A 24,551-nucleotide genomic window follows, 5' to 3' on the forward strand; every position below is an offset into this window, starting at 1 on the left:
GCAGCAGTCGCGCCAAAGGAGTTTCCATGACTGAATCGCCGTCCGTTATCTGGCAGATTGACGAAGGCGTGGCGATCGTGCGGCTGAACCGCCCCGAACGGCTCAATGCCCTGACGCTCGAGATGCTCGATCGCCTTCGCTACACGCTTGACCAAGTCGTGGCCGCGGGCGCGCGCGCGATCCTGGTGACCGGCGAGGGCCGTGCCTTCTGCTCGGGGGCCGATCTCGCGTCGAGCGAGGACGGGCTGACCGAGCGCGACTTGGGCGATGCGGTGCGGGCTCACTATAATCCGTTGACCCAGACCTTTGCCGCGCTGCAGGTGCCAGTCGTGACCGCGGTGAATGGCGCAGCGGCCGGGGCGGGCGTTTCGATCGCGCTTTCGGGCGATATCGTGGTCGCAGCGCGTTCTTCCTATCTGCTGCTCGCCTTCGCCAATATCGGACTGGTGCCCGATGCCGGCGCAACCTGGCTGATCGGCAAGTCGGCGGGACGGCTCAAGCTCCTCGAAATGGCATTGCTCGGCGAACGGTTGAGCGCCGATGCGGCGCTCGATGCCGGGTTGGTGACACGGGTGGCAGACGACGATGCATTGCTGGAGACAGCGATGGCGCTCGCGCGCAAGCTCGCCGCGATGCCGACGGTCGCGCTGGGACTGATCCGCACACAGGCGGCGGTCGCGCTCAGCGGCACGCTCTCCGATCTGCTCGAGGTTGAAGCCGCCCATCAGGGACGCGCCGCCGACACGAGCGATTTCCGCGAAGGGGTCGCCGCTTTCCTCGACAAGCGCAAACCCAGTTTCACGGGGCAATGATCCCCCAATCCCCGGCTACTCAAGGAAATCCATCATGTCTGACGTTCTCATCCTCTCCGGCGTCCGTACCGCGATCGGCGACTTTGGCGGCGCCCTGAAGAACGTGCCCGCGGCGGATCTGGGCGCACTGGTGATCGGCGAGGCGATTGCGCGTGCGGGTATCGCAGCCGATGCGGTCGGGCATGTGGTGATGGGCAATGTGATCCCTTCTACGCCCAGCGACGCCTATCTGGCGCGCGTCGCGGCGGTGCGCGCGGGCGTGCCGGTGGCGGTGCCCGCACTGACCGTGAACCGGCTGTGCGGATCGGGGCTGCAGGCGATCATCTCCGCGGCACAGGGCATTGCCCTTGGTGAATGCGGCGTGGCGGTCGCGGGCGGCGCCGAGAATATGAGCCAGGCGCCGCATTATGTGGCCAGCGCGCGGTTCGGGCAGAAGATGGGCGACATCCAGATGCTCGACGCGCTCACCCGTACGCTGAGCGATCCGTTCGACCAGGTTCATATGGGGGTGACTGCGGAGAATGTCGCGGCGCAATGCGGCATCGATCGGGCGGCGCAGGACGAAGCCGCAGTCGAGAGCCATCGCCGCGGCGCGCGTGCGATCGCCGAGGGACGTTTCCGCGATCAGATCGTACCGGTCGAGATCAAGAGCCGCGGCGGCACCGTGATGTTCGATACCGACGAGCATGTCCGGGCCGAGGTGACGCTGGAGGATATGGCGAGGCTGCGCCCTGCCTTCCAGCGCGACGGAACGGTGACCGCGGGCAACGCTTCGGGAATCAACGATGGTGCTGCGGCGGTGGTGCTGGGCTCGCCCGAGGAAGCGCAGCGGCTTGGGGCCAAGCCGCTCGCACGGATCCTGGGCTGGGGCCATGCCGGGGTGGAGCCCCGGGTGATGGGGCTTGGGCCGGTCGAGGCGGTGCCGATCGCACTGCGGCGCGCGGGCGTGACGCTCGACCGGATCGATGTGATCGAATCCAACGAAGCGTTCGCGGCGCAGGCGTGCGCGGTATCGGCGCAGCTCGGGTTCGATCCCGAAAAGACGAACGTCAACGGATCCGGCATCTCGCTTGGCCACCCGGTCGGCGCAACCGGGGCGATCAATACCGTCAAGCTCCTCTATGAACTCCAGCGATCGGGCGGCCGCCTCGGCCTGGTTACGATGTGCATCGGCGGAGGGCAGGGCATCGCGCTGGTGATCGAGCGACTGGACTGAATTTCGACCGGTCCAGTCCGCTCGCTTGCAGCTCCCCCAGGCCGGCGCATCATCAGCGCCCCTCTAATGCCTTGCGCCCCGCCCGTGACCGGGCGGCCGCGTGCTATGGCTCGGCTGCGCCTTGCCACCGAGCCCCGGCGGGTCTCGGCCATGCGGTGACGCCCGCTGGCGCCAACGCCCTGCGGGCCAGCGGGCGCCGCTTGCGCGGCGGCGTTGTGGGCGGCCCGCCGGCAGCGGGGATGGGCGACCGCTCGCAGCAAAGGCCGGTTCGGGCCGCCGGCAAGCCGGGCCTTGCCCGGCTGCTCCACTTCGTTCCGCCCCCTCGGGTGCCGGCGCCCCTTGGGGAACCGGCCTCCTTGCTCGCTCGCCGCCCACCCCCGCTGCCGGGGGCCATGCTGGTTTTGGGGCGGCGAGGAGGAGACGATGCCCCGCCACCGCCCCGCAGGAGATGGGCCGCGCGCCAGCCTCTATGATGAGGTCACCCAGCGCATCGTCGCCGAACTCGAACAGGGCTGCTTTCCATGGGTTCAGCCATGGGACAGCGCCGCCGCCGCGCCTTCGCTGCCGCGCAATGCGCTGACCGCGCGCTGCTATTCGGGCGTCAATATCCTCACCCTCTGGGCGTCGGGCGTCGCGGGCGGTTTTTCCTCGCAAAGCTGGCTGACCTTCCGTCAGGCCCAGCAGGCCGGAGGCTGTGTGCGCAAGGGCGAGCGCGGGACGGGCGTTGTCTTCGCCGACCGCTTCATTCCCGAAGCCGAGCTGGAACGCGCCACCCGCGACGGCGAGGCCGCCAAGGCCGTGCCGTTCCTCAAGCGCTTTACCGTCTTCAACGTCGCGCAATGCGACGGGCTGCGCCCCGGTCTCGCCGACGATCCTGCGCCGCTGCCGCGCTGCGGGATCGCCCCGGTTGCAGAAGCCGTGATCGACGCGTCGGGCGCCGATTTCCGGGTCGGCGGCGCGCACGCCTTCTATGCGCCGGGCGAGGACTATGTGCAGGTGCCGCCGCACAGTGCCTTCGGCGATCCGATCAACTGGTATCGCACCGCGCTCCACGAACTCACCCACTGGACCGGGCACGGCTCACGCCTCGCGCGCGATCTTTCAGGGCCGTTCGCATCGGCGGCCTATGCACGCGAGGAACTCGTCGCCGAAATGGGCGCGGCCTTTCTCTGCGCCCATATCGGCATCCATCCGAGCGTGCGCCATGCCGACTATATCGGTGCGTGGCTCGCCGTGCTGCGCGCCGACAATCGCGCCATCTTCCGCGCCGCCGCCGCAGCCTCGCGCGCCGCCGACTATCTGCTCGCACTGCACGGCGAGGCCAAGGCGGCAGCGCTCGAAGCGGCGCAAGCGGACAGGATCGCGGCATGATCGCGCTCCCGCCCGACCTGCGCGCCGCGCTGCTGGCCAATGCCCGCGCCACCGCCGCCAACCCCCATCTCGACCCAATGCCGCTGGTCAAGTTCTTCAATCCCATGGGCGCGGCGACATGGCTCGCAAGTGAACTCGATGCGGACGGCGACACGCTGTTCGGGTTGGCCGATCTCGGCTTTGGCTGCCCCGAACTCGGCAGCTTCAGCCTCGCCGAGATCGCCAGCGTGAAGCTCCCCTATGGCCTTACCATTGAGCGCGATCTCAGCTTTACGACCCGGTTCGGCCTCTCGGTCTGGGCCGACTGGTCGCGCCGCGCCGGATCGATCCTCTGGGCGGAGACCCTGCTCCGCCGCGTCGAAATGAGCGTGCCGCCCGGCACCGACCCGCTTCCGCCCCATGCCAACGATCCGGCTCCGCCGGAGCGCAGCAAGGGCGGCTGACGCTGGCGGCCGTCCGCCGCCGAACATGAGCCGGTCCCCGGCAAGCCCGGGACCGGCACCCAAGGAGACGACCGATGAAACTCGACTTCATTGCGCTCGACAGGCTGGCAGTCAGCCCGCTCAACATGCGCCACGGCAAGAAACCGCCCGACATATCGGACATCCTCCCGACCGTACTCAAGCGCGGCATCATCCAGCCGATGATCGTCCGCCCCGAGGGCGGGGAAGGCTGGTTCGGCGTCGTCGCCGGGGCGCGGCGGCTGCACGCCGCGCAACTTGCCGCGCAGCAGACCGGCCATACCGATCCGCTGCCCTGCGCGATCCTTGAAGAAGGCGACGACGCCGACGCCATCGAGGCCTCGCTGATCGAGAATGTCGCGCGCCGCGATCCCGACGAGGTCACTCAATGGGAAAGCTTCGTGAAGCTGGTCAAGCAAGGCCGCGATCCCGAAGCGATCGGCGTGACCTTCGGTATCCCCGAAGCGGGCGTGCGGCGCATCCTTGCCCTTGGCAATCTGCTCCCGCGCATCCGCAACCTCTACCGCGCCGAAGAGATCGACCGTGCCACGATCCGCCACCTGACCATGGCCTCCAAGAAGCAGCAAAGCGCATGGCTTGCGCTGCTCGATGATCCGCACGCCTATGCCCCGACCGGCCATCAGCTCAAGTCATGGCTGCTCGGCGGGCACTCGATCCGGACCAGCCATGCGCTGTTCGCGCTCGACGAGTATAAGGGGCCGATCATCGCCGACCTGTTCGGCGAGGACAGCTATTTCGGGGATAGCGCCGCCTTCTGGACGCTCCAGAACGCGGCCATCGAACGGGTCCGGCAAAGCGCGCTCGATGATGGCTGGCACGAGGTGGTGGTGATGCCGCGCGACACCAGCTTCTATAGCTGGGAGCATGAGAAGACGCCCAAGACCAAGGGCGGGCGCGTCTATGTCGAGGTGCGCGAGAGCGGCGAGGTCGCGATCCATATCGGTTACCTGACGCGCAAGGAAGCGCGCGCCCGCGAACGCGGCGAACCCGCTATGACCGCCGCCAAGCCCGCACGACCCGAGGTCACCAGCACGCTTAACGACTATGTCGATCTCCATCGCCATGCCGCCGTGCGCGCCGCGTTGTCCGCGCATCCCGGCGTCGCGCTGCGCCTGCTCGTGGCGCACGCCATTATCGGCTCGCCGCTGTGGCGCGTGCGGCCCGAACCGCAGGCCAGCGCGAACGAGGCGGTCTGCGCCAGCGTCGCCGCCGCGCGCGGTGAAGCCGTGTTCGGCGAGCAGCGCCGCGCGGTGCTGGCGCTGCTCGATCTCGATCCCGAGCGCTCGACCCTGACCGACGGCAATGGCGACGATGCGGCGCTCGCCGCGCTGTTCGCTCGCCTGCTCGACCTCCCCGACCCGGCGCTGCTCGATGTCGCAGCGGTGGTGATGGGCGAGAGCCTGCACGCCGGAAGCGCCGCCGTCGAGGCAGCCGGGGCAAGGATCGGTGTCACCATGGCCGACTGGTGGCAGGCCGACGACACGCTGTTCGAGCTGATCCGCGACAAGGAGGTCATGCACGGAATCGTCGGCGAGATTGCCGGACCCGCGATCGCGAGCGCCAATATGGACGAGAAGCTCAAGACCCTGAAGCGCATCGCTCGCGACCATCTCGACGGCACCGGCAGCCGCAAACGGTATGAAGGCTGGGTGCCGCGCTGGATGGCGTTCCCGCCCGCCGCCTATACCGCGCGCGGCGGTGTCCGTGCGGTCACCGCCCATGCAACGCTCGCCGGCGCGTGCGCCCCCGAAGCCGGTCCGGCGCTCGCCATCGCTGCCTGACCGGCGCGGCGGCGCGGTCTCCCGCCGCGCCGCCGCACTTTCCTACATCGCCGCGATCTGCTCCAATCGGGCGGTGAAACGGCGTTCCGGCTGGCGGGCCTTCGCGCTCGCGCTCGAATATTGGCTGCTCGCCGCGCTGCTCGCAGGCGCGTTCCTGGCTGGTATCTGGGGCGGCCTGCGCACGCTCATTGACTGACCATCGCCCCCCAAATCGCCGCGCGCAGAAGGCACGAAAGGCTGCGCCGATGGGCGGCTATGAGCAAGCGGACCCGGGACCCCAGGCCCGCGATCGCGCGCCGTGCGAGGGTTCGAACCTCGCGCCGCCCGCGGTCCAGTCCGGGCCTGACGTGCTTGGCTGGCAGCGCCGCGCCTGCCCGAAACCATCGCCCCCGCGCTTATTTCCCCGGCGGGCTGCGCCCGCCTCCTCGCGGCCGCTTCGCTGCAAATAAGCGCCAGAGCTCCGGTCCTCCGCTCGCGCTCCGGCCGTGCCGGTTCGGTCCGCCGCTCGATCCGCTGCCTTGTGCCGCACATCGCCCCGGATGGTCCGCGGGCGAGACGCAAGGAGTATGAACCATGCCTGCAATCGGACACGTCACCCGCACCAGCGACGGCTTCAAGGGCCAGCTCAAGACCATCTCGGTCCGCGCCGAGATCGAGATCGTCGCCAACCGCAGCCGCACCAGCGAGGCGCAGCCCGACTATCGCGTCTTCTGCGGCGGCACCGAGGTCGGCGGCGGCTGGGTTCGCACCGGCGAGCGCTCGGGCAAGGACTATGTCTCGCTCAGCCTCGCCGCGCCCGAGTTCGGGCCGCGCACTCTCTACGCCAATCTCGGCCGCGCCGCAGGGCAGGACGATCCCGATGCGTTCGCGATCATCTGGAACCCGGCCGACTGACCTCGCTCCCGCCCGCGCCGGCAAGCCCGGCGCGGGCGGGGCTCGATTTTTGAGGGGGAGGGTTTTCGAGCCTCCCGCAGAGCAGCGCCGATCCGCATCCCTTGCCGCACCGCGCGGCGCCCCGCCGCGCCAGCCAGCGAGGCAAGGATGCAGGACGAGGATGCGAATGACCGGGCAGCGCGCGCGGCGCGCGGATCGCCCTTTCTCACGCCCCAGCAGGCCGCGCACTTCCTCGGCCTCTCGGTGCGTACGCTCCAGGAATATCGCTCGGCGGGCACCGGGCCGCGCTACCGGCGCCACTCGCGCCATATCCGCTACCATATCGACGACCTCGAGCATTGGTCGCGGCAGGTCGCGGAAGCCGGCGATGCGTAAGCGCAGCCTGCTCGCGCTTGGCGCACTGGTCGCGGGGCTGGGGACGACGCTGGTCTTCGATCCGCCGCCCTTGCTGATATGGAATCCGAGCGCCAGCGCGCCGGTCGGGCTCTACGCCATTCTCCCCGGCGTGCGCCTGAAGCGCGGCGACTTCGCGCTGGCATGGCCGCCGCGCGCTGCGCGCGAACTCGCCGCACGCCGCCACTATTTGCCGCGCAACGTGCCGTTGGTGAAGCGTGTCGCCGCGCTCGATGGCGACCGTATCTGCGCCCGCGGCGTCCGGATCATGGTCGGTCAGCGCATCGTTGCGCGGCGGCACGCAGTCGACGCCCATGACCGCCCGCTGCCCGCCTGGCAGGGCTGCCGCATGCTGACGGACGGCGAGGTCCTGTTGTTGATGCCGCACCCCGACTCGTTCGACGGACGCTATTTCGGGGCGGCGCAGCGCGCGCAGGTGATCGGCAAGGCGGTGCCCCTATGGGTGCGCTAAGCCACGCGATGACCGCGCTGGCGCTGCTCGGCGCACAGGCACTCGCCGAGGATCGCGTGACCCGCTGGGCACCGCTGATCGAGATGGCCGCACGGCGCTGCGGCGTGCCTGCGTCGTGGATCGCGCAGGTGATGCGTGCCGAATCCGGTGGCCGGACGCAGCTGCGCGGGAGCCCGATCGTCTCGCCCAAAGGTGCGATTGGTCTCATGCAGCTGATGCCCGGAACCTGGGCCGAGTTGCGTGCCGCCCATGCGCTCGGCAGCGATCCGCATGATCCCCATGACAATATCGTTGCCGGGGCCTGCTACCTCAAACGGATGCACGATCGGTTCGGCTATCCCGGCTTGTTCGCTGCTTATAATGCGGGGCCGGCGCGCTACGCTGCCTATCTTGCCGGACGCGCGCGACTGCCGCGCGAGACGCGCGACTATCTTGCGCGCGTGTCGGGAACGAGCGCCGCGCCGCCACCTGCGCGCCAGCCTTCCAGTCCGCTCTTCTTCACGCTGGGCCATGCCAATGACACCCCCATATTCGTGCGCCGCACGCCAGCGGAAGCGGCCAGTCGTGCGGATCAAGCGGAGCCCCGAGACGATGCGGGGCGGTTCAAGCGATGATGGCGTTTCGGGTTTCGCGATGGTATTCATTCCTTACCCCGGTCTGGTGACGCGGTAACGCCCACCCACCTCTGAGAAGGGTCTTGGGATGGCCGGGGGACCATTCTTCAAAACTGACCATCGTCAGCGCATGAGCTCATGTGTCGTCTAGCGTGCGGCCGAGGAACGCGATGCCATCGGTCCGAACTTGCGGGCGGGTAGAAGCTGTCTCGGCTCTTCCCATGATGACGGGCGCCGCGGCGGCTGTGCAAGGCCGGCGGCCCCTCCAATTTGCTTCGCAAATCGGTTCCTCCGCCGCCGCTCCGCGGCGCGCCGGCATGCGCCAGCGCGGCCCTGACAGCCGCCGCGCCGCCCGCCCTCAGGCGACCTGTCCTCGTGGTGAGGACGGGATCGCAAGGAGGTTGTCATGGGCATGTTCGAGCAGGTTTCAGCGGCATCGGATCGCGTGATCGAGGCACTGGTTGCGGGGCTCGAAATCGAGTTCGGACGCGGCGCAGGGGAGGCGCTGGCGCAGCGATTTCTGACGGCGGAGGAGGTGGATTTCTGTTGGGAATCCCGCCTCGCGGAACGCTGGCTCGGCTATTACGGACATGGGGAAGACGAGCTGGATATCGAGCTCGATCGGGTGCGGATCGTTGGATTTCTGGATGGCAAATGGTTCGTCGCGACGATGATCGTGGACGGCGATGGCATTGCGCACGGCATGACCGGGCGGCGCGAGTTCATGGCCGAAGGCGAGGCACTGGCTGCATATACGGATGCATGAAGCGGCTGGTTTTCATGGGGACGGTGCCGGGGTGGGCGCCGTCCCTCTTTTTGCCCTTGGCTTGAGCTCGGGGCGTGGAAGGAGTGGGGAGGCGCGGAAGGCAAGATAGAGAAGCTACGGCACCGTTGGTTACCGTAAGCTATTGTCTGCACATCCATATTTCAGGCGCAGAAACGGTGTCGCTTCGCCGTGGCCAGTGCCGGTGATCCGAAAAATGGCGGGATTCTACGGCGTTCGGCGGCACCGATTTCCAACTGCAGGGCATGGACGCATGGTTGGGCTCCCGCTTCCCTTTCCTGGCTCCACACATGCCCAGCGATGATGATTTCGAACCCGAACTTGGCCGCTTGCGGAGCAGGGGCGGGCAGCCGCGCGCGCGCAAATTCCTCTCCCGTGTTCTTGCTGCTGCGAACCTCGCTCGCGGTGGCGGTGCCGCGCGTTCGCGCAGGACCGGTTTTACCGGCAGCCGGATCGGCCGCGGCGCCGGTGTCGGACGCGTCCTTTCCGCGCGTGATCGCTATGCGGCATTCCGGCAACGGCGCGTGATCGTCAAGGCGCGGCTCGTGTTGCTCAAGGGCAAGGGCTTTGATGGCGCCAAGGGACACCTTCGATACGTTGAACGCGATGGTACGACGCGTGAGGGCGGGCGCGGCGAACTCTATGGCGCCGAAAGCGACAAGGCCGATCGTGGCGCCTGGCTCGAGCAGGGAAGGGATGACCGCCATCAGTTCCGCTTCATCGTCAGCCCCGAGGACGGCGGTGAATATGAGGATCTCAAGCCGCTGACGCGGCGGCTGATGGCGCGCATGGAGGAGGATCTCGGGACAAAGCTCGATTGGGTGGCGGTCGACCACTATAACACCGGCCACCCCCACACTCATATTATCCTGCGCGGGAAGGACGAGCGCGGGCAGGATCTGATCATCGCGCGCGACTATATCAGCCATGGCCTGCGCGAGCGGGCGTGCGAACTGGTCGATCTCGATCTTGGCCCGCGCAGCGACAAAGCGATCGAACAGCGCCTCCGTGCCGAGATCGAGCAGCAACGGCTGACCAGCATCGACCGCGTGCTGATCCGAGATGCGGAGGAGAATATCCTGGCCAGTGCGAAGGGGCGCGGTGCGTTCGATCAGACGATCCGCATGGGACGGCTGAAGACGCTCGAACGGCTTGGGCTCGCGAAACAGATTGGTTCGCATTGGCGTCTCGCGCCGGACCTTGCGGATACGCTGCGGCGCATGGGCGAGCGCGACGACATCATCCGCTCGATGCAGCGCGCCTATGCGGCGTGGGGCACTGCGCCAGCGCTTGCCGACCAGGTGATCTACGATCCGGCTGCGCCCGGCGCGCGTCCGCTGGTCGGTCGGATCGTCCATCGTGGGCTGTCCGACGAGATCGCCGATCGACATTACATCATCGTCGAGGCGACCGACGGGCGCTCGCACTATGTCGACATCGGTAAGGGCGAGAATGTCGAGAGCCATGCTCCTGGAGCGATCGTGCGCATATCGCCCGTCGAGGTTGGTATTCGCGGGTCCGATCAGACCGTGGCCGACGTCGCCGCGGCGAACGGCGGTCGCTATTCGATCGATGCGCATCTGCGCCACGATCCTGCGGCGACCGAGGCCTTTGCCGAAGCTCATGCCCGGCGGCTGGAGGCCATGCGTCGGCTGACCCGCAACATCGAACGCGATCCCGACGGAAGCTGGGTCATTGCGAGCGATCATCTCGACCGCGCCACCGCCTATGAAATCGCGCGTGCGAAAGATCAGCCCGTGACCGTCGAAACACTGTCGCCGCTGCCGCTCGAGAAGCTGGTAGGCGCTGAGGCTGCGACGTGGCTCGATCGGGAACTCGTTGTGTCCTCTCCCGAGCCACTGCGTGACGCCGGGTTCGGGCATGATGCGCGCCAGGCCCAGATGCGGCGGCAGCAGTGGCTGGTGGCCGAAGGATTGGCGGAGGAGCGGGGAGGGCAATTTTCCTATTCGAGCGGGATGCTCGCGACGCTTCAGCGGCGCGAGCTGCTGCGTGTCGCGCAGGGCTTGTCGGAAGAGCTGGGATTGCCGTTCGCGGAGCCGAAGGTCGGCGAACGGATTGATGGGATCTATCGGCAATCGGTCGATGCTCTGAGCGGGCGCTACGCGTTGATCGAAAGGTCGCGCGATTTCACACTCGTGCCGTGGCGCCCGGTACTGGATCGCCATGCCGGTAAAGCCGTGTCAGGTATCATGCGCGATACCGGGGTCAGCTGGACACTGGGACGGCAGCGCAGCGGGCCGAGTATTTCTTAGTCTGGCCGTTAACGGCCAGTCTGCTTTCTGACGTTAAAACGAAGGATGGGACGTCGCCCGCTTGTCAGTTTGTGCATAATCCAAGGCCTCGTGCCTTGCATTCCATAAGTACCTTCTCGACGAGGAAGTCGATCAGACGGCAGCATTTGTTCGGCTTGACGCACATTATGGCGTGCCCTCCGCCTCGCTCATTTCCCTGGCTCTACATCTAAGCGGCCAACCTGCTCGCGGCTTTTGAGATCGAGTACCGGGCCGGGGAAACACTCGGGGTCCGCGACGATCGCGCATACATGCCGGCCGACTTCGATGTCGGTCACCCAATCGGGCTGGGCGCGATCGCGCTTGCTTTGGCCGTTGACCATTGAGACGATAATGAGTTCGCGGATCGCAACGCCTTCGCGCTGCTCGCGAGCAAGTCCGCGATACAGCATTCGCTGGGCTGCCTGCATTACCGAGAGCGGCGCCATCTTCGGAATGATGAAATCGGCGGTGCCACCACCGATACCGAGGAAAACCCCATCTGCCGGCAGTCGGGGAATGAAGATTTGGGCGGCAATGAAGTGGCTGACCACGTTGGAGGCGAACAGCGCAGACAGTTCGTTCGGCTGCCACGCGGTAAGCGGACGAATTTCGTTGGGGGCGTTCACAGCGATGATGGCGGCGTCGATCGTGCCGAATGATGACGTTGCGCCAGCCCAAATGGCTTCAGCGCCGGCCTCCGTAGAAATATCGCCGACGATGGCGGCGATACCGGGATCGTCGCCGAACCGGGTCAGCTTGTCCGCAGAGCGGCCCACCGCCACAACACGCCAGCCGCAAGTACGGGCAGCGGCTACGATGCCCTGTCCGACATCACCCGCGGCACCCACGACCAAAATTGTCTTATCAGCCACCTGCCAGCTCCCATTCCAACCACTCCTGTCTATGCGGAGAGGCAACCGGCTTCGAGGCGCCGGGAGGTTTCAGCGCATATGTGCTGAGGCAGTGCGCCTCCTGTGAGTGAACGATGTGCCGATATAGGTAGATATTTGATCTACCAATACGAGAAGTCGTCAGGAGAGATATGGCCAACTCCAGCGGGAATCAGCGTCGTTCCGAAGCGTCGCTCTATATCGATGGAGCATTCGTTGGCGGGCTGGGTGCACCGGTGGACGTCGAGAACCCATCTGACGGGACGATTTTCGCCACTGTACAGGGCGCCTCGGCCGCGCAGGTGGAATCGGCGATCCACGCTGCGTGGCAGGCTCGGCAGAGCGGACTCTGGAGCGGCAGACCAGCTGCGGATCGGGCGGCAGATTTATCCCGAATGATAGCGTGGTTCGCAGACAACAAGGATGTCATCGAAGATCTTCTGGTGGCTGAGGCGGGCGTAGTGCGGGCATCGCTGGTGCGTGCAGGACAGCTGGACGCCGCGATCCAGCATGCAACCGACCTCATCGAGCTGTTCCTGACGCTACCTGAGATCGAGGACAATCCGCTTCCGCTTCGCGATCGATTCAAGGAAGTGTCCGCCATACAAAGTCTTCGGCGTTACGAGTCCGTAGGGGTCGTCGCTGCGATTTCGGCCTATAATTTCCCGTTCGTCATCAGCATGTGGAAGACGATTTCAGCACTGATCGCCGGAAACTCTGTCGTGCTACGCCCAAGCCCGCTCGCCCCGCTTTCCAGCCTCGTGTTCGGAGAAGCCGCGCATACCGCGAACCTTCCGGCAGGCGTATTCAACGTGATCGTCGAATCCGGGGCGGAAGGCGCCGTCCTGCTAGGGACCGATCCCCGGGTCGACATGGTGAGCTTTACGGGCTCGACCAAGGTGGGCCAGCAGGTGATGGTGCAGGCCGCCGCGACAATGAAGCGCCTGCAGCTTGAGCTGGGTGGAAAGTCCGCGCAGATATTCCTGCCCGACGCTACCGCCTTGGCTTCCACGGCCGGCAATCGCGCTTGCGTACCCCACTCAGGCCAGGTCTGTGTCGCCGGTACGCGAATCTTCGTGCCGCAGGACGAGAAGGAAGCGATAATGGCCGCGATCGCACAATCGCTGGCCGGCGTCGTGATCGGGCCTGCCGACCACCCGGCCACTACCATGGGGCCGCTGATCAACGGAACTGCCGTCCGGCGATGCGAGGCTTTCGTTGCAGATGCGCTGGCCAGCGGTGCCCGGCTCATTTGCGGCGGCCGTCGCCCACCAAAACTTGATCACGGACATTATTTCGAGCCGACAATTCTGGATTTGCCGGATTGCGCCAATATAGCCGCTCGCGAAGAGATATTCGGGCCTATCGCCTGTGTCATCGGCTATCGCGACATCGACCACGCCATCGAGATGGCGAATGATACGCCCTACGGCCTGTCAGGCCATGTGTTCGGCAAGGATCTGAGCCGCGCGATCGAGGTCGCCTGCCGGCTGCGGACCGGATCGGTCAACGTGAACGGCAGCGCGCTGAGCGCCTTTGCCTCAGGCGGCGGGCAACGGTTGAGCGGCGTGGGCCGCGAGCGGGGGATTGAGGGTCTGCGCATCTATCAGGAGCTGAAATGCATCACCGTCGTGAGCTGACCGGCCGATGAGATACAGCCACATCATCATTGGCGGTGGATCCGCGGGATCGGTGCTTGCGAGTCGGCTCTCCGAGCGTGGCGCAAACCAGGTGCTGCTGATCGAGGCCGGCCCGGATACCCCACCTGGCGATGAACCGGCCGCGATTCTCGATAGCTATCCAGGTAGCGCCTACCTCGACGCGCGCTTCGTTTGGAGCAATCGGCGGGTGACGGTCGCTCCGACCGGAAACCTCCAGCCCGGGACCATGTTGCCGCCGCGCAAATATGAGCAGGCACGGGTGCTTGGCGGAGGCTCCGCCATCAACGGGCAGCTCGCCAACCGCGGGTTGCCTTGGGATTTTGAAGACTGGGTTGCTCGTGGTGCGATGGGGTGGGGATGGGACGATGTCCTGCCATTCTTTCGCAAGCTTGAGAACGATCTGGACTTCGATGGTCCGCTCCACGGGAATACGGGGCCATTGCCCATCCGGCGGATTCCCGAGGCGTTCTGGCCCGGTCAGGCAAAGGCATTTTCTGCCGCGCTCACGGAAGCGGGATTGCCGTTCCTCGCCGATCAGAACGGTGAGTTCGGTGACGGGCACTATCCGTTGCCGATCTCAAATATCGACAACCACCGCGTGACCGCGGCGATGGCCTGGCTGACACTCCAAGTCCGCTCCCGCTCCAATCTTCAGATCAGGACCAACACCACCGTCGAGGCGCTGCTGTTCGATGGCTTGCGAGCCATCGGGGTTCGAGCGGGGGGAGAGGTACTGCTTGGCAAAACCATCATCCTTTCGGCCGGCGCGCTCATGACCCCGGAACTCCTGCTGCGCAGCGGGATCGGTCCTGCCGACGATCTCGCAAGGGTCGGAGTCGAGGTTCGCCTGAACGCGCCGGGTGTCGGGCGCGGTCTGACCGATCATCCATCGATTGCGATTGCAAGTTACCTTCCGAGCGCGGCCCGACTCCGCCGCCAGCGGCGGCACATTCTGCTCGGCGTTCGCTTTTCCACCGACACTAACCGCTTTCCGGCAGGCGATATGTCGGGGCTCATTTCAACGAAGGCTGCGTGGCATGCAGTTGGTGAGCGGCTCGGCACATTGGCTTTCTGGATCAACCGGCCGCTATCCGAAGACGGTCGTATTCACCTGACATCTGCTGATCCTCGCCAGGCCGCGCAAGTCGATTTCAACCTTCTTTCCGATTCGCGGGACGTCGAGCGGCTGATGCGCGGCTTCCGGCGGATGGCAGCGCTTCATTTGTCGCCGCTGCTTGGCAATGCAGCCCTGGACGCCTTCCCTGCCAGCTACAGCGAGAAGGTGCGTCAGATTGGCACCATCAATCTGAAGAACCGCATTCTGACTCGGCTCGCGGCCCTGTTTCTCGACGGTCCAGCTCCGATCCGGAGAGCATTCATCGAGAATCTGGTCATGGAGGGCGAGTCGATAGCCGACCTTCTATCCGACGACGCAAAGCTGGAGGTATTTGTACGCTCCGCCGTCGCCGGGGTATGGCATGCGAGTTGCTCGTGCCGCATGGGGGCCGCCGACGATCCAATGGCAGTCCTGACCCCCGATGGACGGGTCAAGGGCATCGAGGGCCTGCGCGTCTCGGACGCTTCTGCTTTTCCCGCGATCCCCAGCGCCAATACCAACCTAGCAGTCTTGATGCTGGCGGAGAAATTGGCCGAGCAAATGAAGGCTGAGAACTAGCGACCGGTGAATGCCGGGATACGACGCTCCATTACTGCGGCCACCGCCTCGTGCTGGTCGTCGGTCTGCTGCACGATCGCCTGCATCCCCGCGGCGATCTCGAGCGCGGTATGCAGGTCGAGTCTGGCGGAATCGCGCAGGAGCCGGGTGTTGAGCCGGATCGAGTGCATCGGATGTCGCGTAATCCGCGCCGCCAAGGTTCTCGCCTCGTCGAGCAGCGCATCATGTTGGACCACGCGAGACACGAGTCCGATCGCAAGCGCTTGTTCGGCATCGAGCGTGTCGCCGGTAAGCGCCATCTCTGCGGCCGCCGACTGGCCGATCGCGCGCGTCAGAAACCATGCGCCGCCCGCTGCCGAAGTCAGGCCGAGCTTGATGAAACTTTCCGCGAACTTCGCTCGATCCGACGCGATCCGCATCGTGCACATGGTAGCAAAGTCCATTCCGGCACCCATTGCGGCGCCGTTTACCGCAGCGATGGAAGGCACCTCCAGATCGTGGAGCGCGCGCGCGATCGTCTGCACGCCGGCCAGATAGGTCCGACGGATCTCGGCGGCGTTGCCGGCGAAGTGATTGGCGCGGGCGTACATGTCCTTGAGGTTGCCACCGGCACAGAAAACATCGCCTGCCGCCGTCAGGATTACGCATCCTACGCTCATATCGGCATTGATGGCATCGCATGCGGCGACCAGCTCGCGCGTGAGCAATGGACTAAGTGCGTTGCGGGTGCCGGGATCGTCGATGGTCAGAATGACGAGTGGCCCATCGCGCTCGACCCGAAGCACGGCGCGGCTGCTTTCGTTCACGTCAGCGCTCATGCGCCAATCTCCAGACCCTGCCGCTCGGCATGCATCAATCGCTCGTCAGTCATGATTCCTCCCGCAGGTGACCTGCCCATCACCAGTGTGCGGACTTCTAGCTGCATCTGGAGAACAGGCACGCTCTAAAATAGGTAGATATATAACCCGCATGGTTCTGATGCTTCGACTGGCACCGCACGAAAGAGAAATGAGATGCGCATCGTTTTCGGACTCCCTTCCCAGGAACAGATCTTTGCAACGGTTGCGGAAGGGGAAAGTCTCATGCGCGCCGCCGTCGAGCATGACGTGCCCGGGATCTATGGCGATTGCGGGGGGCAGTGCGCGTGCGCGACCTGCCATGTCTATATCGACAGCGACTGGATCGAACGCGTGGGCACGGCCGAACCCGGCTCGACTGAAGAATCGATGCTCGAAGGCGCTCCGGCCGATGTCCAGCCTAACTCCCGGCTGGCGTGCCAAGTGATCCTCACGCCTGAACTCGACGGGCTGGTCGTGCTTGTGCCGGAAGGCCAATGAGAAAGGACGGGGCAATGAACACTCAGATTCGCGGTGCGATCGAGACGATCGATGTCAGCCGTCCGAGCATCTTCCGCGACGATTCCTGGCGACCGCTGTTCGCGAAGCTCAGGGCAGACGATCCGGTGCATTACTGCGCCGACAGCCGCAGCGGACCCTATTGGTCGATCACACGCTACGAAGACATCGTCCGGGTCGATACCGACCCAGACGGCTTCTCTTCCCATTATTCGCGCGGAGGTGTGACCCTGGATGATCGCAAGACGAGCCAGAGCTTCATGCAGATGGATCCGCCCGACCACACGCGTAAGCGCAAGAGCGTCACGGGCATCGTCGCCCCAAAGAGCCTGGGCCAGATGGAAATTCTTATCCGCGAGCGGGCTGGCCGTACGCTCGATGCGCTGCCCCGCAACGAGGAGTTCGACTGGGTCGAGAATGTATCCGTCGAGCTCACCTCGATGATGTTGGCCACGCTGTTCGGACATCCGGTGGAAGATCGCCGCCGGCTGGTGCGCTGGTCGGACATCATTACCGCTGATCTTGAGGATCCGGAGAGTCCCATCAGCACGGAGGAAGAAAGGCAGGAGGTTCTCAAGGAGTTCTACATGTCGATGGTGGAGGTCTGGCAGCGACGCCAGAGCGAGCCGCCGGGCTTCGACATCATTTCGATCCTCGCGCACGACCCGGAGATGCGCAACGCGTCGCTTCAGGAAATCACCAGCGTCTTCGGTCTCTTCCTCGTCGGCGGAAACGACACCACCCGCAACTCTATGTCGGGCGGGGTATGGGGATTCGCGCAGAACCCCGATGAGTGGACGAAGCTCAAGGCAAATCAGAAACTGCTCGGCAACGCCGTGTCCGAGATCATCCGTTTTCAGACACCGGTCATCTATGAGCGCCGAACCGCGACGCGCGACATCGAGCTTGGCGGTAAAATCATCAAGGAAGGCGACCGGGTCGCCATGTGGTATATTTCGGGCAATCGCGACGAGAGCGTGTTCGATGAGCCCGATCGTCTCCGGATCGAACGACCGAACGCACGCCAGCATCTATCATTTGGCATGGGGCCGCATCGCTGCATCGGCTCGCGCCTGGCGGAAATGCAGTTGCGCGTATTGTGGGAGGAAGTGCTGGCCCGCGGACTCGAGATCGAGGTGCTTACACCGCCCACTTACGCTTTCTCGAATCTCGTGCGCAGCCCGACCCGGCTGCCGGTCCGTATCAAGGGCTGAAAGCAGATCAGCTCATAATTTACTGGACAGCTCATGACCCGATCAGTCTTTCGTCCTGACCTCTTGCGAGGCAAGTCGGTCTTCATCGCCGGCGGCACCAGCGGCATCAATCTTGGTATCGCAGAGGCATATGCGGATGCGGGCGCAAGCGTAGCCATAGCCGGCCGCGACGCCGAAAAGGCCGAGAACGCCGCGAACCATCTGCGCGGGAGAGGTGGCGAGGCCATCGGTGTCAGCCTCGATGTGCGGGACTATGCCTCGGTGGAGGCGGGGCTTGAACTCGCGCGGAACAGGTTCGGCGAATTCGACATCGTCATATCAGGTGCTGCCGGAAACTTTCTCGCGCCCGCGCTCGGCATGTCGGCGAACGGATTTCGCACCGTCATCGACATTGATCTCAATGGTACCTTCAACATATTCCGCGCCGCCTATGCGCTGCTTCGCAAACCCGGTGCATCGCTGATCGCGATCAGCGCGGGTCAGGCGACGAACCCGATGATGTTCCAGGCACATGTTTGCGCAGCGAAGGCTGGCATCAACATGCTTGTGAAGGTCCTGGCGATGGAATGGGGGCCGGCGGGGGTGCGCGTGAATGTGATTTCACCAGGCCCGATCGGCGGTACCGAGGGCATGGCGCGTCTCACTCCCACAGCAGAGGAAGAAGCGTCCTGGAAGGCCCGCATAGCGCTGCGTGATTTCGGACAGAAAAGCGATGTCTCCGAGATGGCGATGTTCCTCGCAAGCGACGCATCGGCCTATGTCACTGGCTCGATCTTCCAATGCGACGGTGGCTGGACGCTGGGTAATTCCTCGGGCGAGACTCTCGGCGGCGAGGCGCGATAGCAGAATGGAGACGAACATGATCAACCCGATGTCACTCGATGGCCGCAGCGTGATCATTACGGGCGCCGCGCAGGGAATAGGACTGGCGACCGCTCATCTGTTGTACGAACTCGGCGCGCATGTAACGCTGCTCGATCGCAATGAGGAAAGGCTTAGCGAAGCCGCCTCGGCATTCGATGCACAGCGCATTCTCGTGCAATGCGGCAGCATTACCGACCGGTCGTTCGTGGGCCGCGCCATGGCCGCACATATCGCCCGGTTCGGTGCGGTCGATGGTCTGGTCAACAACGCAGGGATCACCCGTACGGCGATGATCGAGAAGATGACTCTCGAGGATTGGCAGGCCGTGATCGATGTCAATCTCACCGGCGTCTTCAACATGCTGCAGGCAGTCGGCACAACGATGATCGCCAGAGCCAAAGAGGGCGAGGCCAATCCGGGCGCTATCGTCAACATATCCTCCGATGCCGGTCGCAAGGGAACGATCGGCCAGATCAATTATGGTGCCGCGAAATCCGGAGTGCTCGGGATCACGATGAGCGCAGCCCGTGAATGGGGCCGTCACGGGATCCGCGTGAACAGCGTCGCCTACGGGGTCGTCGAAACTGAGATGACCGAGATCGCACGCAGCGAGAAGTTCCGGGACCGATATCTTTCGAACATCCCGCTCGGCCGCTTCCTCAGTCCAGACGAAGCCGCCTACTCGATCGCCTTTCTGCTCTCGCCTGCCTCGGCCTTCATTACGGGTCAGCATCTCAGCGTGAACGGCGGCGGCCACATCACCGCCTGATCCTACTCGTGACGGGAAGATAGACATGGAATTTCGGCTCACGGACACCCAGCGCGAACTGCAGGAAGCCGCGCGCAAGTTCGCCCGCGCGGAACTCTCGGACCTGGCGCGGGAGCTTGAGGAGAAAGCGAGTCCGGTCCCGGACGCGATGCGCAAACGCTACGCCGAAATGGGCTTTCTCGGCGTTAACCTGCCCGAACAATATGGCGGCCTGGGCCTCGGGCATCTCGAGGCACTGCTGGTGCTCGAACAATTCGCAATGATCTCGGTGGCGGTGGCATTTCCGGTGTTCGAGAGCGCCACGGGTCCCGTCCGCACCGTCGAGCATTTCGCGAGCGACAAGCTCAAGGCGCGTATCCTGCCCGAGGTGATCAAGGGCGAGAAGATCGTCGCGGTCTCGATGTCCGAACCTGCAGCAGGCACCGCGCTCACCGATCTCAAGACCGCTGCCCGCTATGACGGTGACGAGATCGTCCTCACCGGCCAGAAGCGCTGGTGCTCGGGCGGCGGCCATTCGGACTATTACATCGTCTATTGCCGCTTCGATGATGAGCCGGGCGCCAAGGGCATCGGCGCGGTGCTGGTCGAGAAGGAGCGCGAAGGGATCAGCTTCGGACGCCCGGAAAGTCTGATGGGCTTTCGCGGCATCCCCTCCGCCGACATCTATCTCGATGAAGTACGCGTGTCGAAGGACAATCTGATCGTGCCCAAGGGCGGCTTCGGCAAGCTGATGACCGCGTTCAGCCTCGAACGCTGCGGCAACGCCACCATGGGCCTGGGCATCGCCGCCGCTGCGCTGGAGGAGGCGACCGAATATTCGCAGGAACGCCATCAGTTCGGCAAGCCGATCGTCGATTTCCAGGCGATCCAGCTGAAGCTCGCCGAAATGGCGATGAAGGTCGAAGCGTCACGCCTGCTGATCTATCGCGCCGCGGTGAACGCCAGCCAGGGTCTGCCCTCGATCCTCGACAGCTCACTCGCCAAATGCTTTTCGAACGAAATGGTGGTCGAGGTCGCGTCCAAGGGGCTGCAGATCATGGGCGGCTATGGCTACTCCAAGGAGTATCGCATGGAGCAGCGCGTGCGCGACAGCTACGCCTGGGGCATCGCGGGCGGCACAACCGACGTCCAGAAAACCAATATCGCATCGGCGTTGGTCGGCCGCCGCTTCAATCAGCGCGCCTGATGCGCCAACTTCAGGAGCGCATGATCGGCGATCGCGTCTCGATCGGGAGAGCGGGCGCCGTCGCGGATATTCGATTGCGCCGCCCGTTCAAGATGAATGCTCTGGATGGGCCGATGTTTGATGCTCTCATCGCGGCCGCGGAGTCGGTCGCAGTCGATCCGACGATCCGGGCAGTAGTTCTCTCTGGAGAAGGCAAGGCGTTCTGCGCAGGAATAGACTTGGAAAGCCTCCAGGCTTTGATGAGCGACGAGGGCAAACAGGCGATGCAGTCGCGCAGCCACGGACTCGCTAATCGCTACCAGCAAGCTGCCTTGGCATGGCGCGAAGTTCCGGTCCCGGTAATTGCCGCGCTGCATGGCGTCGCCTTTGGCGGCGGATTGCAGATCCCGCTCGGCGCCGACATTCGCATTAGCGCGCCGGACACTAAATTCTCGCTGATGGAGGTTCGCTGGGGAATCGTTCCCGACATGGCGGGCACCGTCCTGCTGCGTTCGATCGTTCGGGAGGATGTGCTGCGCGAGCTGATCTATACCGCGCGCGTGTTCACGGGGATCGAGGCGGCGTCGATGGGCATCGTTACCCAGCTGGCGGCGAATCCTCACGTCGCGGCACTCGAACTGGCGAGTTCCATCGCGGAGCAGGGACCCCGCGCCGTTCGGGCGGCAAAGCAACTCCTGAACGAGACTCAATCGGTGTCGCCGCAGGTCGCCCTATTGTCTGAATCCGAAGCCCAAGTCGGTCTTCTGGCTGGCCCCGATCAAATTGAAGCGCTAAACGCGCATGCCGAACAGCGAAAGCCTTACTACACCGATCCTGAGGTCAGCTAGCCGTTCCCGGCGTTATCATTCGCTGATCGAGCAGCGAAGGATCGATGCGTGACCGCGAGAAATGCGCATTCTGGCGGCTCGCACGTTGCGCTTGCTCGACATCCCCAGCAACGATCGCCGAGAGCAGCCGCACTCTGGCTGTCCGACGAAATTGCATCAAATCTTCGCGCCCCTCGAAAATGGAGGGAAAGGCGGAAACGCCCAGCGAATACATCATTCGCAGCAACAGCTCGACAGCAGGGTTGCTCCCCATCTCACAAAGTAAGGTGATCAGCGTAATTTCGTCGTGCTGAAATCTTGCGAGGTCCTGCGGTGTATTCTCGGCCGCAGCCAACGTTTTCAGAAGCTCCCCAGCCCTCGCTCTGAGCGCTTCATCTTGGCATCCAGCCGCCAGCGCAGCGGCGTCACGTAACAGCGACGTAGTTGTCAGAAGCAGATCCCCCAAAGTCGTCCCGCGCGAGATCAGGAAAGTCGATGCCGAGGAAATCACTCCGCCAATGTCTGGCCGACGACTGAAGATGCCGCCCTTGACGCCGCGAACCACCGAAAGCAGCTGCTCGTGCTCGATCAAGTTGACCGCTTGCCGAAAAGTCGGGCGGCTAACACCAAGCGCGCCCATCAGATCCTTTTCTGACCCCAGGAATACACCCGGCGCTTCCGAAAGCGAGATACGGCGCAGTTCTTGGGCGACGCTTTGCGTAAGCGGTCGGTGCTTGGGTCGGGGCATATCCCTCTTTGGCGGTATGGCTGCCGCCACTGCAAGTCGCATCAGCGTGACCTGCGATATCGGCGCTCGAAGTGTCACGCCCGAAATCCGCAGCTATACGCTCGAGCACACGCTCTGAACGACCGCTCTCATCGGCGATGGCGCGTAGAGACGCCTAGTGGCGCGCCAAGGGCGTAATTTTCTCGAATCGCCAAGTCCTCAATTCTTCGAGGCCTGAACCGGGGCGGACTGTCGCCTGCGGGCGGAGCGCCTCATGACCCCCACCAAATTGCTGATCGGCCAGATCCTCGTCGTGTTCGCGATCGTCGTGGCGGGCGTCTGGGCCGCGACACAATGGTGCGCGGCCATGCTCGGCTACCAAGCGGAGCTCGGTACGGCTTGGTTCCAGATCGGCAACCTCCCGATCTATCGCCCCTGGGCGATTTTCTGGTGGTGGTATTCGTACGACGCCTATGCGCCGCATGTCTTCGACAAGGCTGGTACGCTTGCCGGGGCCAGCGGTTTCCTCGGCTGCGCCGCGGCGATCGCCGGATCGCTCTGGCGTGCGCGGCAATCGCGGCATGTAACGACCTATGGTTCGGCGCGCTGGGCGACGTCCGGCGAGCTTGTCCGGGCAGGCCTTCACAATGACGCGGGCGTCTTTCTGGGGCGGTTTCGCGGGCGCTATTTGCGTCACGACGGACCAGAGCATGTCATGGCGTTCGCGCCGACACGTTCGGGCAAAGGCGTCGGGCTCGTTGTCCCCACGCTCCTGAGCTGGACCGGCAGCACGGTCGTCCACGACATCAAGGGCGAGAACTGGCAGCTCACCGCCGGCTGGCGCTCGCGCTTCTCCCACGCGCTGTTGTTCAACCCGACCGATCCGGCATCGGCCAAGTATAATCCGCTACTGGAAGTCCGCAGGGGAACCGACGAAGTCCGCGACGTTCAGAACATCGCAGATATTTTGGTCGATCCCGAAGGGGCGCTCGAGCGGCGCAACCACTGGGAAAAAACCTCCCACTCGCTGCTGGTCGGCGCGATTCTACACATTCTTTATGCCGAGGAAGAGAAGACGCTCGCCCGCGTCGCGACCTTCCTCTCCGACCCGCAGCGCCCGTTCGTTGCCACGCTCAAGCGGATGATGGAGACCAACCATGTCGGTACCACCGATGCGCCGAAGGTTCATCCCGTCGTGGCTTCCGCCGCGCGAGAAGTTCTGAACAAGAGCGAGAACGAGCGCAGCGGCGTGCTGTCGACCGCGATGTCGTTTCTCGGTCTCTATCGCGATCCGACCGTGGCGGCGGTGACCTCGCGATGCGACTGGCGCATTGCCGACCTGGTCGAGGCCGAACATCCGGTCTCGCTCTATCTCGTCATTCCGCCTTCGGACATCTCGCGGACCAAGCCGCTCGTTCGCCTCGTGCTCAACCAGATTGGCCGCCGCCTGACCGAGAAGCTCGATGCCGATCGGGCAGAGGGCCGCAAGCACAAGCTCCTGATGATGCTGGACGAGTTCCCGGCGCTCGGGCGGCTCGATTTCTTCGAGACCAGCCTGGCCTTCATGGCGGGCTATGGCGTGCGCGCATTCCTCATCGCCCAGTCATTGAATCAGATCGAAAAGGCATACGGCGAGCACAACTCCATCCTCGACAACTGCCATGTGCGCGTCGCCTTTGCCACGAATGACGAGCGCACGGCGCGTCGGATCTCCGATGCACTCGGCGTCGCCACCGAGCAGCGCGCGATGCGCAACTATGCCGGACACCGGCTCGCGCCCTGGCTCGCGCACGTCATGGTCAGCCGGCAGGAGACCGCACGCCCGCTGCTAACGCAGGGCGAGGTGATGCAGCTGCCGCCCGCCGACGAGCTGGTGCTGATCTCCGGCATGGCGCCGATCCGCGCCAGGAAGCTTCGCTACTATGAGGATCGCAACTTCCGAACCCGGCTCGCGACCCCGCCAGCGCTGGAGGCGGAAGGCTATAGCGACCGGCCGCGTCCGCGCACTGACGATTGGAGCGATTGCGTCAGCGCGGTCGATACGCGCCTCAATGTGGAACAGGTCGATGCCGTCGAGAGCGAAGGCGGCCTCGAACAGCAACGGCATCCCGGGATCGAGGAGAAGCCCGCCAAGGCCGAACCCGCAAAGCAGCTCGAGCTCCTCGATGCTGATCGCGACGACCCCGATGCCGCCGCCGACAAGCGGGTGATGGATCGCGTGCGTGCCTCGCTCGTGCGCGGCCACGCGATGAACCAGTCCCAGACTCCAGATCTGATGCCGGGGATCTGAG

At 64.7% G+C, this 24,551-nt stretch carries 24 protein-coding genes; 21 read left to right on the forward strand and 3 right to left on the reverse strand.

Translation table 11 applies throughout. The features are described from left to right. The first annotated feature begins 26 nt into the window (after nucleotides 1-26). The 12 genes from BDW16_RS14260 (at nucleotide 27) to rlxS (ending at nucleotide 11,092) form a co-directional block, all read left to right on the forward strand. A complete protein-coding gene (locus BDW16_RS14260; protein WP_066582071.1) occupies nucleotides 27-812 on the forward strand; it encodes an enoyl-CoA hydratase-related protein in 786 nt (261 codons plus the stop codon). 34 nt (nucleotides 813-846) lie between these two features. Then, the gene (gene bktB, locus BDW16_RS14265; protein ID WP_066582078.1) at nucleotides 847-2,028 is read left to right on the forward strand and encodes a beta-ketothiolase BktB; all 1,182 of its coding nucleotides are present in this window, start codon (nucleotides 847-849) and stop codon (nucleotides 2,026-2,028) included. A gap of 423 nt (nucleotides 2,029-2,451) precedes the next feature. Then, a complete protein-coding gene (locus BDW16_RS14270; RefSeq protein ID WP_100362774.1) occupies nucleotides 2,452-3,399 on the forward strand; it encodes an ArdC family protein in 948 nt (315 codons plus the stop codon). After that, entirely contained in the window at nucleotides 3,396-3,842 is a 447-nt protein-coding gene (locus BDW16_RS14275; RefSeq protein ID WP_066581903.1) for a DUF2958 domain-containing protein, read from the forward strand. The genes BDW16_RS14270 and BDW16_RS14275 overlap by 4 nt, the downstream gene beginning before the upstream one ends. A 74-nt stretch (nucleotides 3,843-3,916) precedes the next feature. Then, the gene (locus BDW16_RS14280) at nucleotides 3,917-5,662 is read left to right on the forward strand and encodes a ParB/RepB/Spo0J family partition protein (RefSeq protein WP_066581902.1); all 1,746 of its coding nucleotides are present in this window, start codon (nucleotides 3,917-3,919) and stop codon (nucleotides 5,660-5,662) included. Between the two features lie 73 nt (nucleotides 5,663-5,735). Beyond that, nucleotides 5,736-5,858 carry a hypothetical protein gene (locus BDW16_RS21810; protein WP_255265786.1) on the forward strand — a complete coding sequence of 41 codons (123 nt, stop codon included), beginning with the start codon at nucleotides 5,736-5,738 and terminating at the stop codon, nucleotides 5,856-5,858. A gap of 377 nt (nucleotides 5,859-6,235) precedes the next feature. Next, on the forward strand, nucleotides 6,236-6,556 hold the full coding sequence (locus tag BDW16_RS14290) for a DUF736 domain-containing protein (RefSeq protein WP_066581897.1): 321 nt from the start codon (nucleotides 6,236-6,238) through the stop codon (nucleotides 6,554-6,556). A gap of 147 nt (nucleotides 6,557-6,703) precedes the next feature. Further along, nucleotides 6,704-6,931 (forward strand): helix-turn-helix domain-containing protein, encoded by a 228-nt coding sequence (locus tag BDW16_RS14295; RefSeq protein ID WP_066581896.1) that lies wholly within the window; start codon nucleotides 6,704-6,706, stop codon nucleotides 6,929-6,931. Further along, nucleotides 6,924-7,421 (forward strand): S26 family signal peptidase, encoded by a 498-nt coding sequence (locus BDW16_RS14300; RefSeq protein WP_083954484.1) that lies wholly within the window; start codon nucleotides 6,924-6,926, stop codon nucleotides 7,419-7,421. Before BDW16_RS14295 ends, BDW16_RS14300 begins: the two co-directional genes overlap by 8 nt. Continuing rightward, the gene (locus BDW16_RS14305; protein WP_066581891.1) at nucleotides 7,409-8,035 is read left to right on the forward strand and encodes a lytic transglycosylase domain-containing protein; all 627 of its coding nucleotides are present in this window, start codon (nucleotides 7,409-7,411) and stop codon (nucleotides 8,033-8,035) included. Before BDW16_RS14300 ends, BDW16_RS14305 begins: the two co-directional genes overlap by 13 nt. Nucleotides 8,036-8,441: 406 nt before the next feature. Beyond that, nucleotides 8,442-8,801: a hypothetical protein gene (locus tag BDW16_RS14310; protein ID WP_066581889.1), complete on the forward strand. Its 360-nt coding sequence runs from the start codon at nucleotides 8,442-8,444 to the stop codon at nucleotides 8,799-8,801. A 308-nt stretch (nucleotides 8,802-9,109) separates the two neighbouring features. Next, nucleotides 9,110-11,092 (forward strand): relaxase/mobilization nuclease RlxS, encoded by a 1,983-nt coding sequence (gene rlxS, locus BDW16_RS14315; RefSeq protein ID WP_066581888.1) that lies wholly within the window; start codon nucleotides 9,110-9,112, stop codon nucleotides 11,090-11,092. Between the two features lie 188 nt (nucleotides 11,093-11,280). Here rlxS and BDW16_RS14320 read toward each other — a convergent pair whose 3' ends face one another. Continuing rightward, on the reverse strand, nucleotides 11,281-11,985 hold the full coding sequence (locus BDW16_RS14320; RefSeq protein WP_157926349.1) for an SDR family NAD(P)-dependent oxidoreductase: 705 nt from the start codon (nucleotides 11,983-11,985) through the stop codon (nucleotides 11,281-11,283). 170 nt (nucleotides 11,986-12,155) lie between these two features. Here BDW16_RS14320 and BDW16_RS14325 point away from each other — a divergent pair, with 170 nt between their 5' ends. Further along, entirely contained in the window at nucleotides 12,156-13,643 is a 1,488-nt protein-coding gene (locus BDW16_RS14325) for an aldehyde dehydrogenase family protein (protein WP_066581878.1), read from the forward strand. Nucleotides 13,644-13,650: 7 nt separating this feature from the next. Further along, entirely contained in the window at nucleotides 13,651-15,339 is a 1,689-nt protein-coding gene (locus BDW16_RS14330) for a GMC family oxidoreductase (protein WP_066581876.1), read from the forward strand. Here BDW16_RS14330 and BDW16_RS14335 read toward each other — a convergent pair. Continuing rightward, nucleotides 15,336-16,157 carry an enoyl-CoA hydratase-related protein gene (locus tag BDW16_RS14335; protein ID WP_066581870.1) on the reverse strand — a complete coding sequence of 274 codons (822 nt, stop codon included), beginning with the start codon at nucleotides 16,155-16,157 and terminating at the stop codon, nucleotides 15,336-15,338. The two genes, BDW16_RS14330 and BDW16_RS14335, sit on opposite strands and share 4 nt — an antisense overlap. 195 nt (nucleotides 16,158-16,352) lie before the next feature. Between BDW16_RS14335 and BDW16_RS14340 the strand changes: the two genes are divergently transcribed. The 6 genes from BDW16_RS14340 to BDW16_RS14365 are packed head-to-tail and all read left to right on the forward strand — an operon-like array spanning nucleotide 16,353 to nucleotide 21,554. Continuing rightward, nucleotides 16,353-16,676, forward strand: coding sequence for a 2Fe-2S iron-sulfur cluster-binding protein (locus BDW16_RS14340; RefSeq protein WP_066581868.1), 324 nt, complete (start codon nucleotides 16,353-16,355; stop codon nucleotides 16,674-16,676). Between the two features lie 14 nt (nucleotides 16,677-16,690). Next, nucleotides 16,691-17,908: a cytochrome P450 gene (locus BDW16_RS14345; protein ID WP_083954482.1), complete on the forward strand. Its 1,218-nt coding sequence runs from the start codon at nucleotides 16,691-16,693 to the stop codon at nucleotides 17,906-17,908. Between the two features lie 33 nt (nucleotides 17,909-17,941). Next, nucleotides 17,942-18,751 carry an SDR family oxidoreductase gene (locus tag BDW16_RS14350; protein ID WP_066581861.1) on the forward strand — a complete coding sequence of 270 codons (810 nt, stop codon included), beginning with the start codon at nucleotides 17,942-17,944 and terminating at the stop codon, nucleotides 18,749-18,751. A gap of 16 nt (nucleotides 18,752-18,767) precedes the next feature. Beyond that, nucleotides 18,768-19,541, forward strand: a complete 774-nt coding sequence (locus BDW16_RS14355; RefSeq protein ID WP_198585797.1) for an SDR family NAD(P)-dependent oxidoreductase — start codon at nucleotides 18,768-18,770, stop codon at nucleotides 19,539-19,541. Between the two features lie 25 nt (nucleotides 19,542-19,566). Further along, nucleotides 19,567-20,727, forward strand: a complete 1,161-nt coding sequence (locus BDW16_RS14360; RefSeq protein ID WP_075150236.1) for an acyl-CoA dehydrogenase family protein — start codon at nucleotides 19,567-19,569, stop codon at nucleotides 20,725-20,727. Continuing rightward, on the forward strand, nucleotides 20,727-21,554 hold the full coding sequence (locus tag BDW16_RS14365) for a crotonase/enoyl-CoA hydratase family protein (RefSeq protein ID WP_241910309.1): 828 nt from the start codon (nucleotides 20,727-20,729) through the stop codon (nucleotides 21,552-21,554). The genes BDW16_RS14360 and BDW16_RS14365 overlap by 1 nt, the downstream gene beginning before the upstream one ends. Here the strand turns inward: BDW16_RS14365 and BDW16_RS14370 are convergent. Then, a complete protein-coding gene (locus tag BDW16_RS14370) occupies nucleotides 21,547-22,281 on the reverse strand; it encodes a FadR/GntR family transcriptional regulator (protein WP_157926350.1) in 735 nt (244 codons plus the stop codon). The two genes, BDW16_RS14365 and BDW16_RS14370, sit on opposite strands and share 8 nt — an antisense overlap. A gap of 253 nt (nucleotides 22,282-22,534) precedes the next feature. Between BDW16_RS14370 and BDW16_RS14375 the strand changes: the two genes are divergently transcribed. Beyond that, nucleotides 22,535-24,550, forward strand: a complete 2,016-nt coding sequence (locus BDW16_RS14375; RefSeq protein ID WP_066581917.1) for a conjugal transfer protein TraG — start codon at nucleotides 22,535-22,537, stop codon at nucleotides 24,548-24,550. Nucleotide 24,551 lies beyond the last annotated feature (1 nt).

The sequence above is a fragment of the Sphingomonas koreensis genome (genome assembly GCF_002797435.1).
GTDB lineage: Bacteria > Pseudomonadota > Alphaproteobacteria > Sphingomonadales > Sphingomonadaceae > Sphingomonas > Sphingomonas koreensis.

Bases quoted from the DNA above. Each gene is read 5' to 3' on its own strand.
- BDW16_RS14260 (WP_066582071.1), top strand. From the start codon at position 27: ATGACTGAATCGCCGTCCGTTATCTGGCAGATTGACGAAGGCGTGGCG.
- bktB (WP_066582078.1), top strand. From the start codon at position 847: ATGTCTGACGTTCTCATCCTCTCCGGCGTCCGTACCGCGATCGGCGAC.
- BDW16_RS14270 (WP_100362774.1), top strand. From the start codon at position 2,452: ATGCCCCGCCACCGCCCCGCAGGAGATGGGCCGCGCGCCAGCCTCTAT.
- BDW16_RS14275 (WP_066581903.1), top strand. From the start codon at position 3,396: ATGATCGCGCTCCCGCCCGACCTGCGCGCCGCGCTGCTGGCCAATGCC.
- BDW16_RS14280 (WP_066581902.1), top strand. From the start codon at position 3,917: ATGAAACTCGACTTCATTGCGCTCGACAGGCTGGCAGTCAGCCCGCTC.
- BDW16_RS14290 (WP_066581897.1), top strand. From the start codon at position 6,236: ATGCCTGCAATCGGACACGTCACCCGCACCAGCGACGGCTTCAAGGGC.
- BDW16_RS14295 (WP_066581896.1), top strand. From the start codon at position 6,704: ATGCAGGACGAGGATGCGAATGACCGGGCAGCGCGCGCGGCGCGCGGA.
- BDW16_RS14300 (WP_083954484.1), top strand. From the start codon at position 6,924: ATGCGTAAGCGCAGCCTGCTCGCGCTTGGCGCACTGGTCGCGGGGCTG.
- BDW16_RS14305 (WP_066581891.1), top strand. From the start codon at position 7,409: ATGGGTGCGCTAAGCCACGCGATGACCGCGCTGGCGCTGCTCGGCGCA.
- BDW16_RS14310 (WP_066581889.1), top strand. From the start codon at position 8,442: ATGGGCATGTTCGAGCAGGTTTCAGCGGCATCGGATCGCGTGATCGAG.
- rlxS (WP_066581888.1), top strand. From the start codon at position 9,110: ATGCCCAGCGATGATGATTTCGAACCCGAACTTGGCCGCTTGCGGAGC.
- BDW16_RS14325 (WP_066581878.1), top strand. From the start codon at position 12,156: ATGGCCAACTCCAGCGGGAATCAGCGTCGTTCCGAAGCGTCGCTCTAT.
- BDW16_RS14330 (WP_066581876.1), top strand. From the start codon at position 13,651: ATGAGATACAGCCACATCATCATTGGCGGTGGATCCGCGGGATCGGTG.
- BDW16_RS14335 (WP_066581870.1), bottom strand. From the start codon at position 16,157: ATGAGCGCTGACGTGAACGAAAGCAGCCGCGCCGTGCTTCGGGTCGAG.
- BDW16_RS14340 (WP_066581868.1), top strand. From the start codon at position 16,353: ATGCGCATCGTTTTCGGACTCCCTTCCCAGGAACAGATCTTTGCAACG.
- BDW16_RS14345 (WP_083954482.1), top strand. From the start codon at position 16,691: ATGAACACTCAGATTCGCGGTGCGATCGAGACGATCGATGTCAGCCGT.
- BDW16_RS14350 (WP_066581861.1), top strand. From the start codon at position 17,942: ATGACCCGATCAGTCTTTCGTCCTGACCTCTTGCGAGGCAAGTCGGTC.
- BDW16_RS14355 (WP_198585797.1), top strand. From the start codon at position 18,768: ATGATCAACCCGATGTCACTCGATGGCCGCAGCGTGATCATTACGGGC.
- BDW16_RS14360 (WP_075150236.1), top strand. From the start codon at position 19,567: ATGGAATTTCGGCTCACGGACACCCAGCGCGAACTGCAGGAAGCCGCG.
- BDW16_RS14365 (WP_241910309.1), top strand. From the start codon at position 20,727: ATGCGCCAACTTCAGGAGCGCATGATCGGCGATCGCGTCTCGATCGGG.
- BDW16_RS14370 (WP_157926350.1), bottom strand. From the start codon at position 22,281: ATGCCCCGACCCAAGCACCGACCGCTTACGCAAAGCGTCGCCCAAGAA.
- BDW16_RS14375 (WP_066581917.1), top strand. From the start codon at position 22,535: ATGACCCCCACCAAATTGCTGATCGGCCAGATCCTCGTCGTGTTCGCG.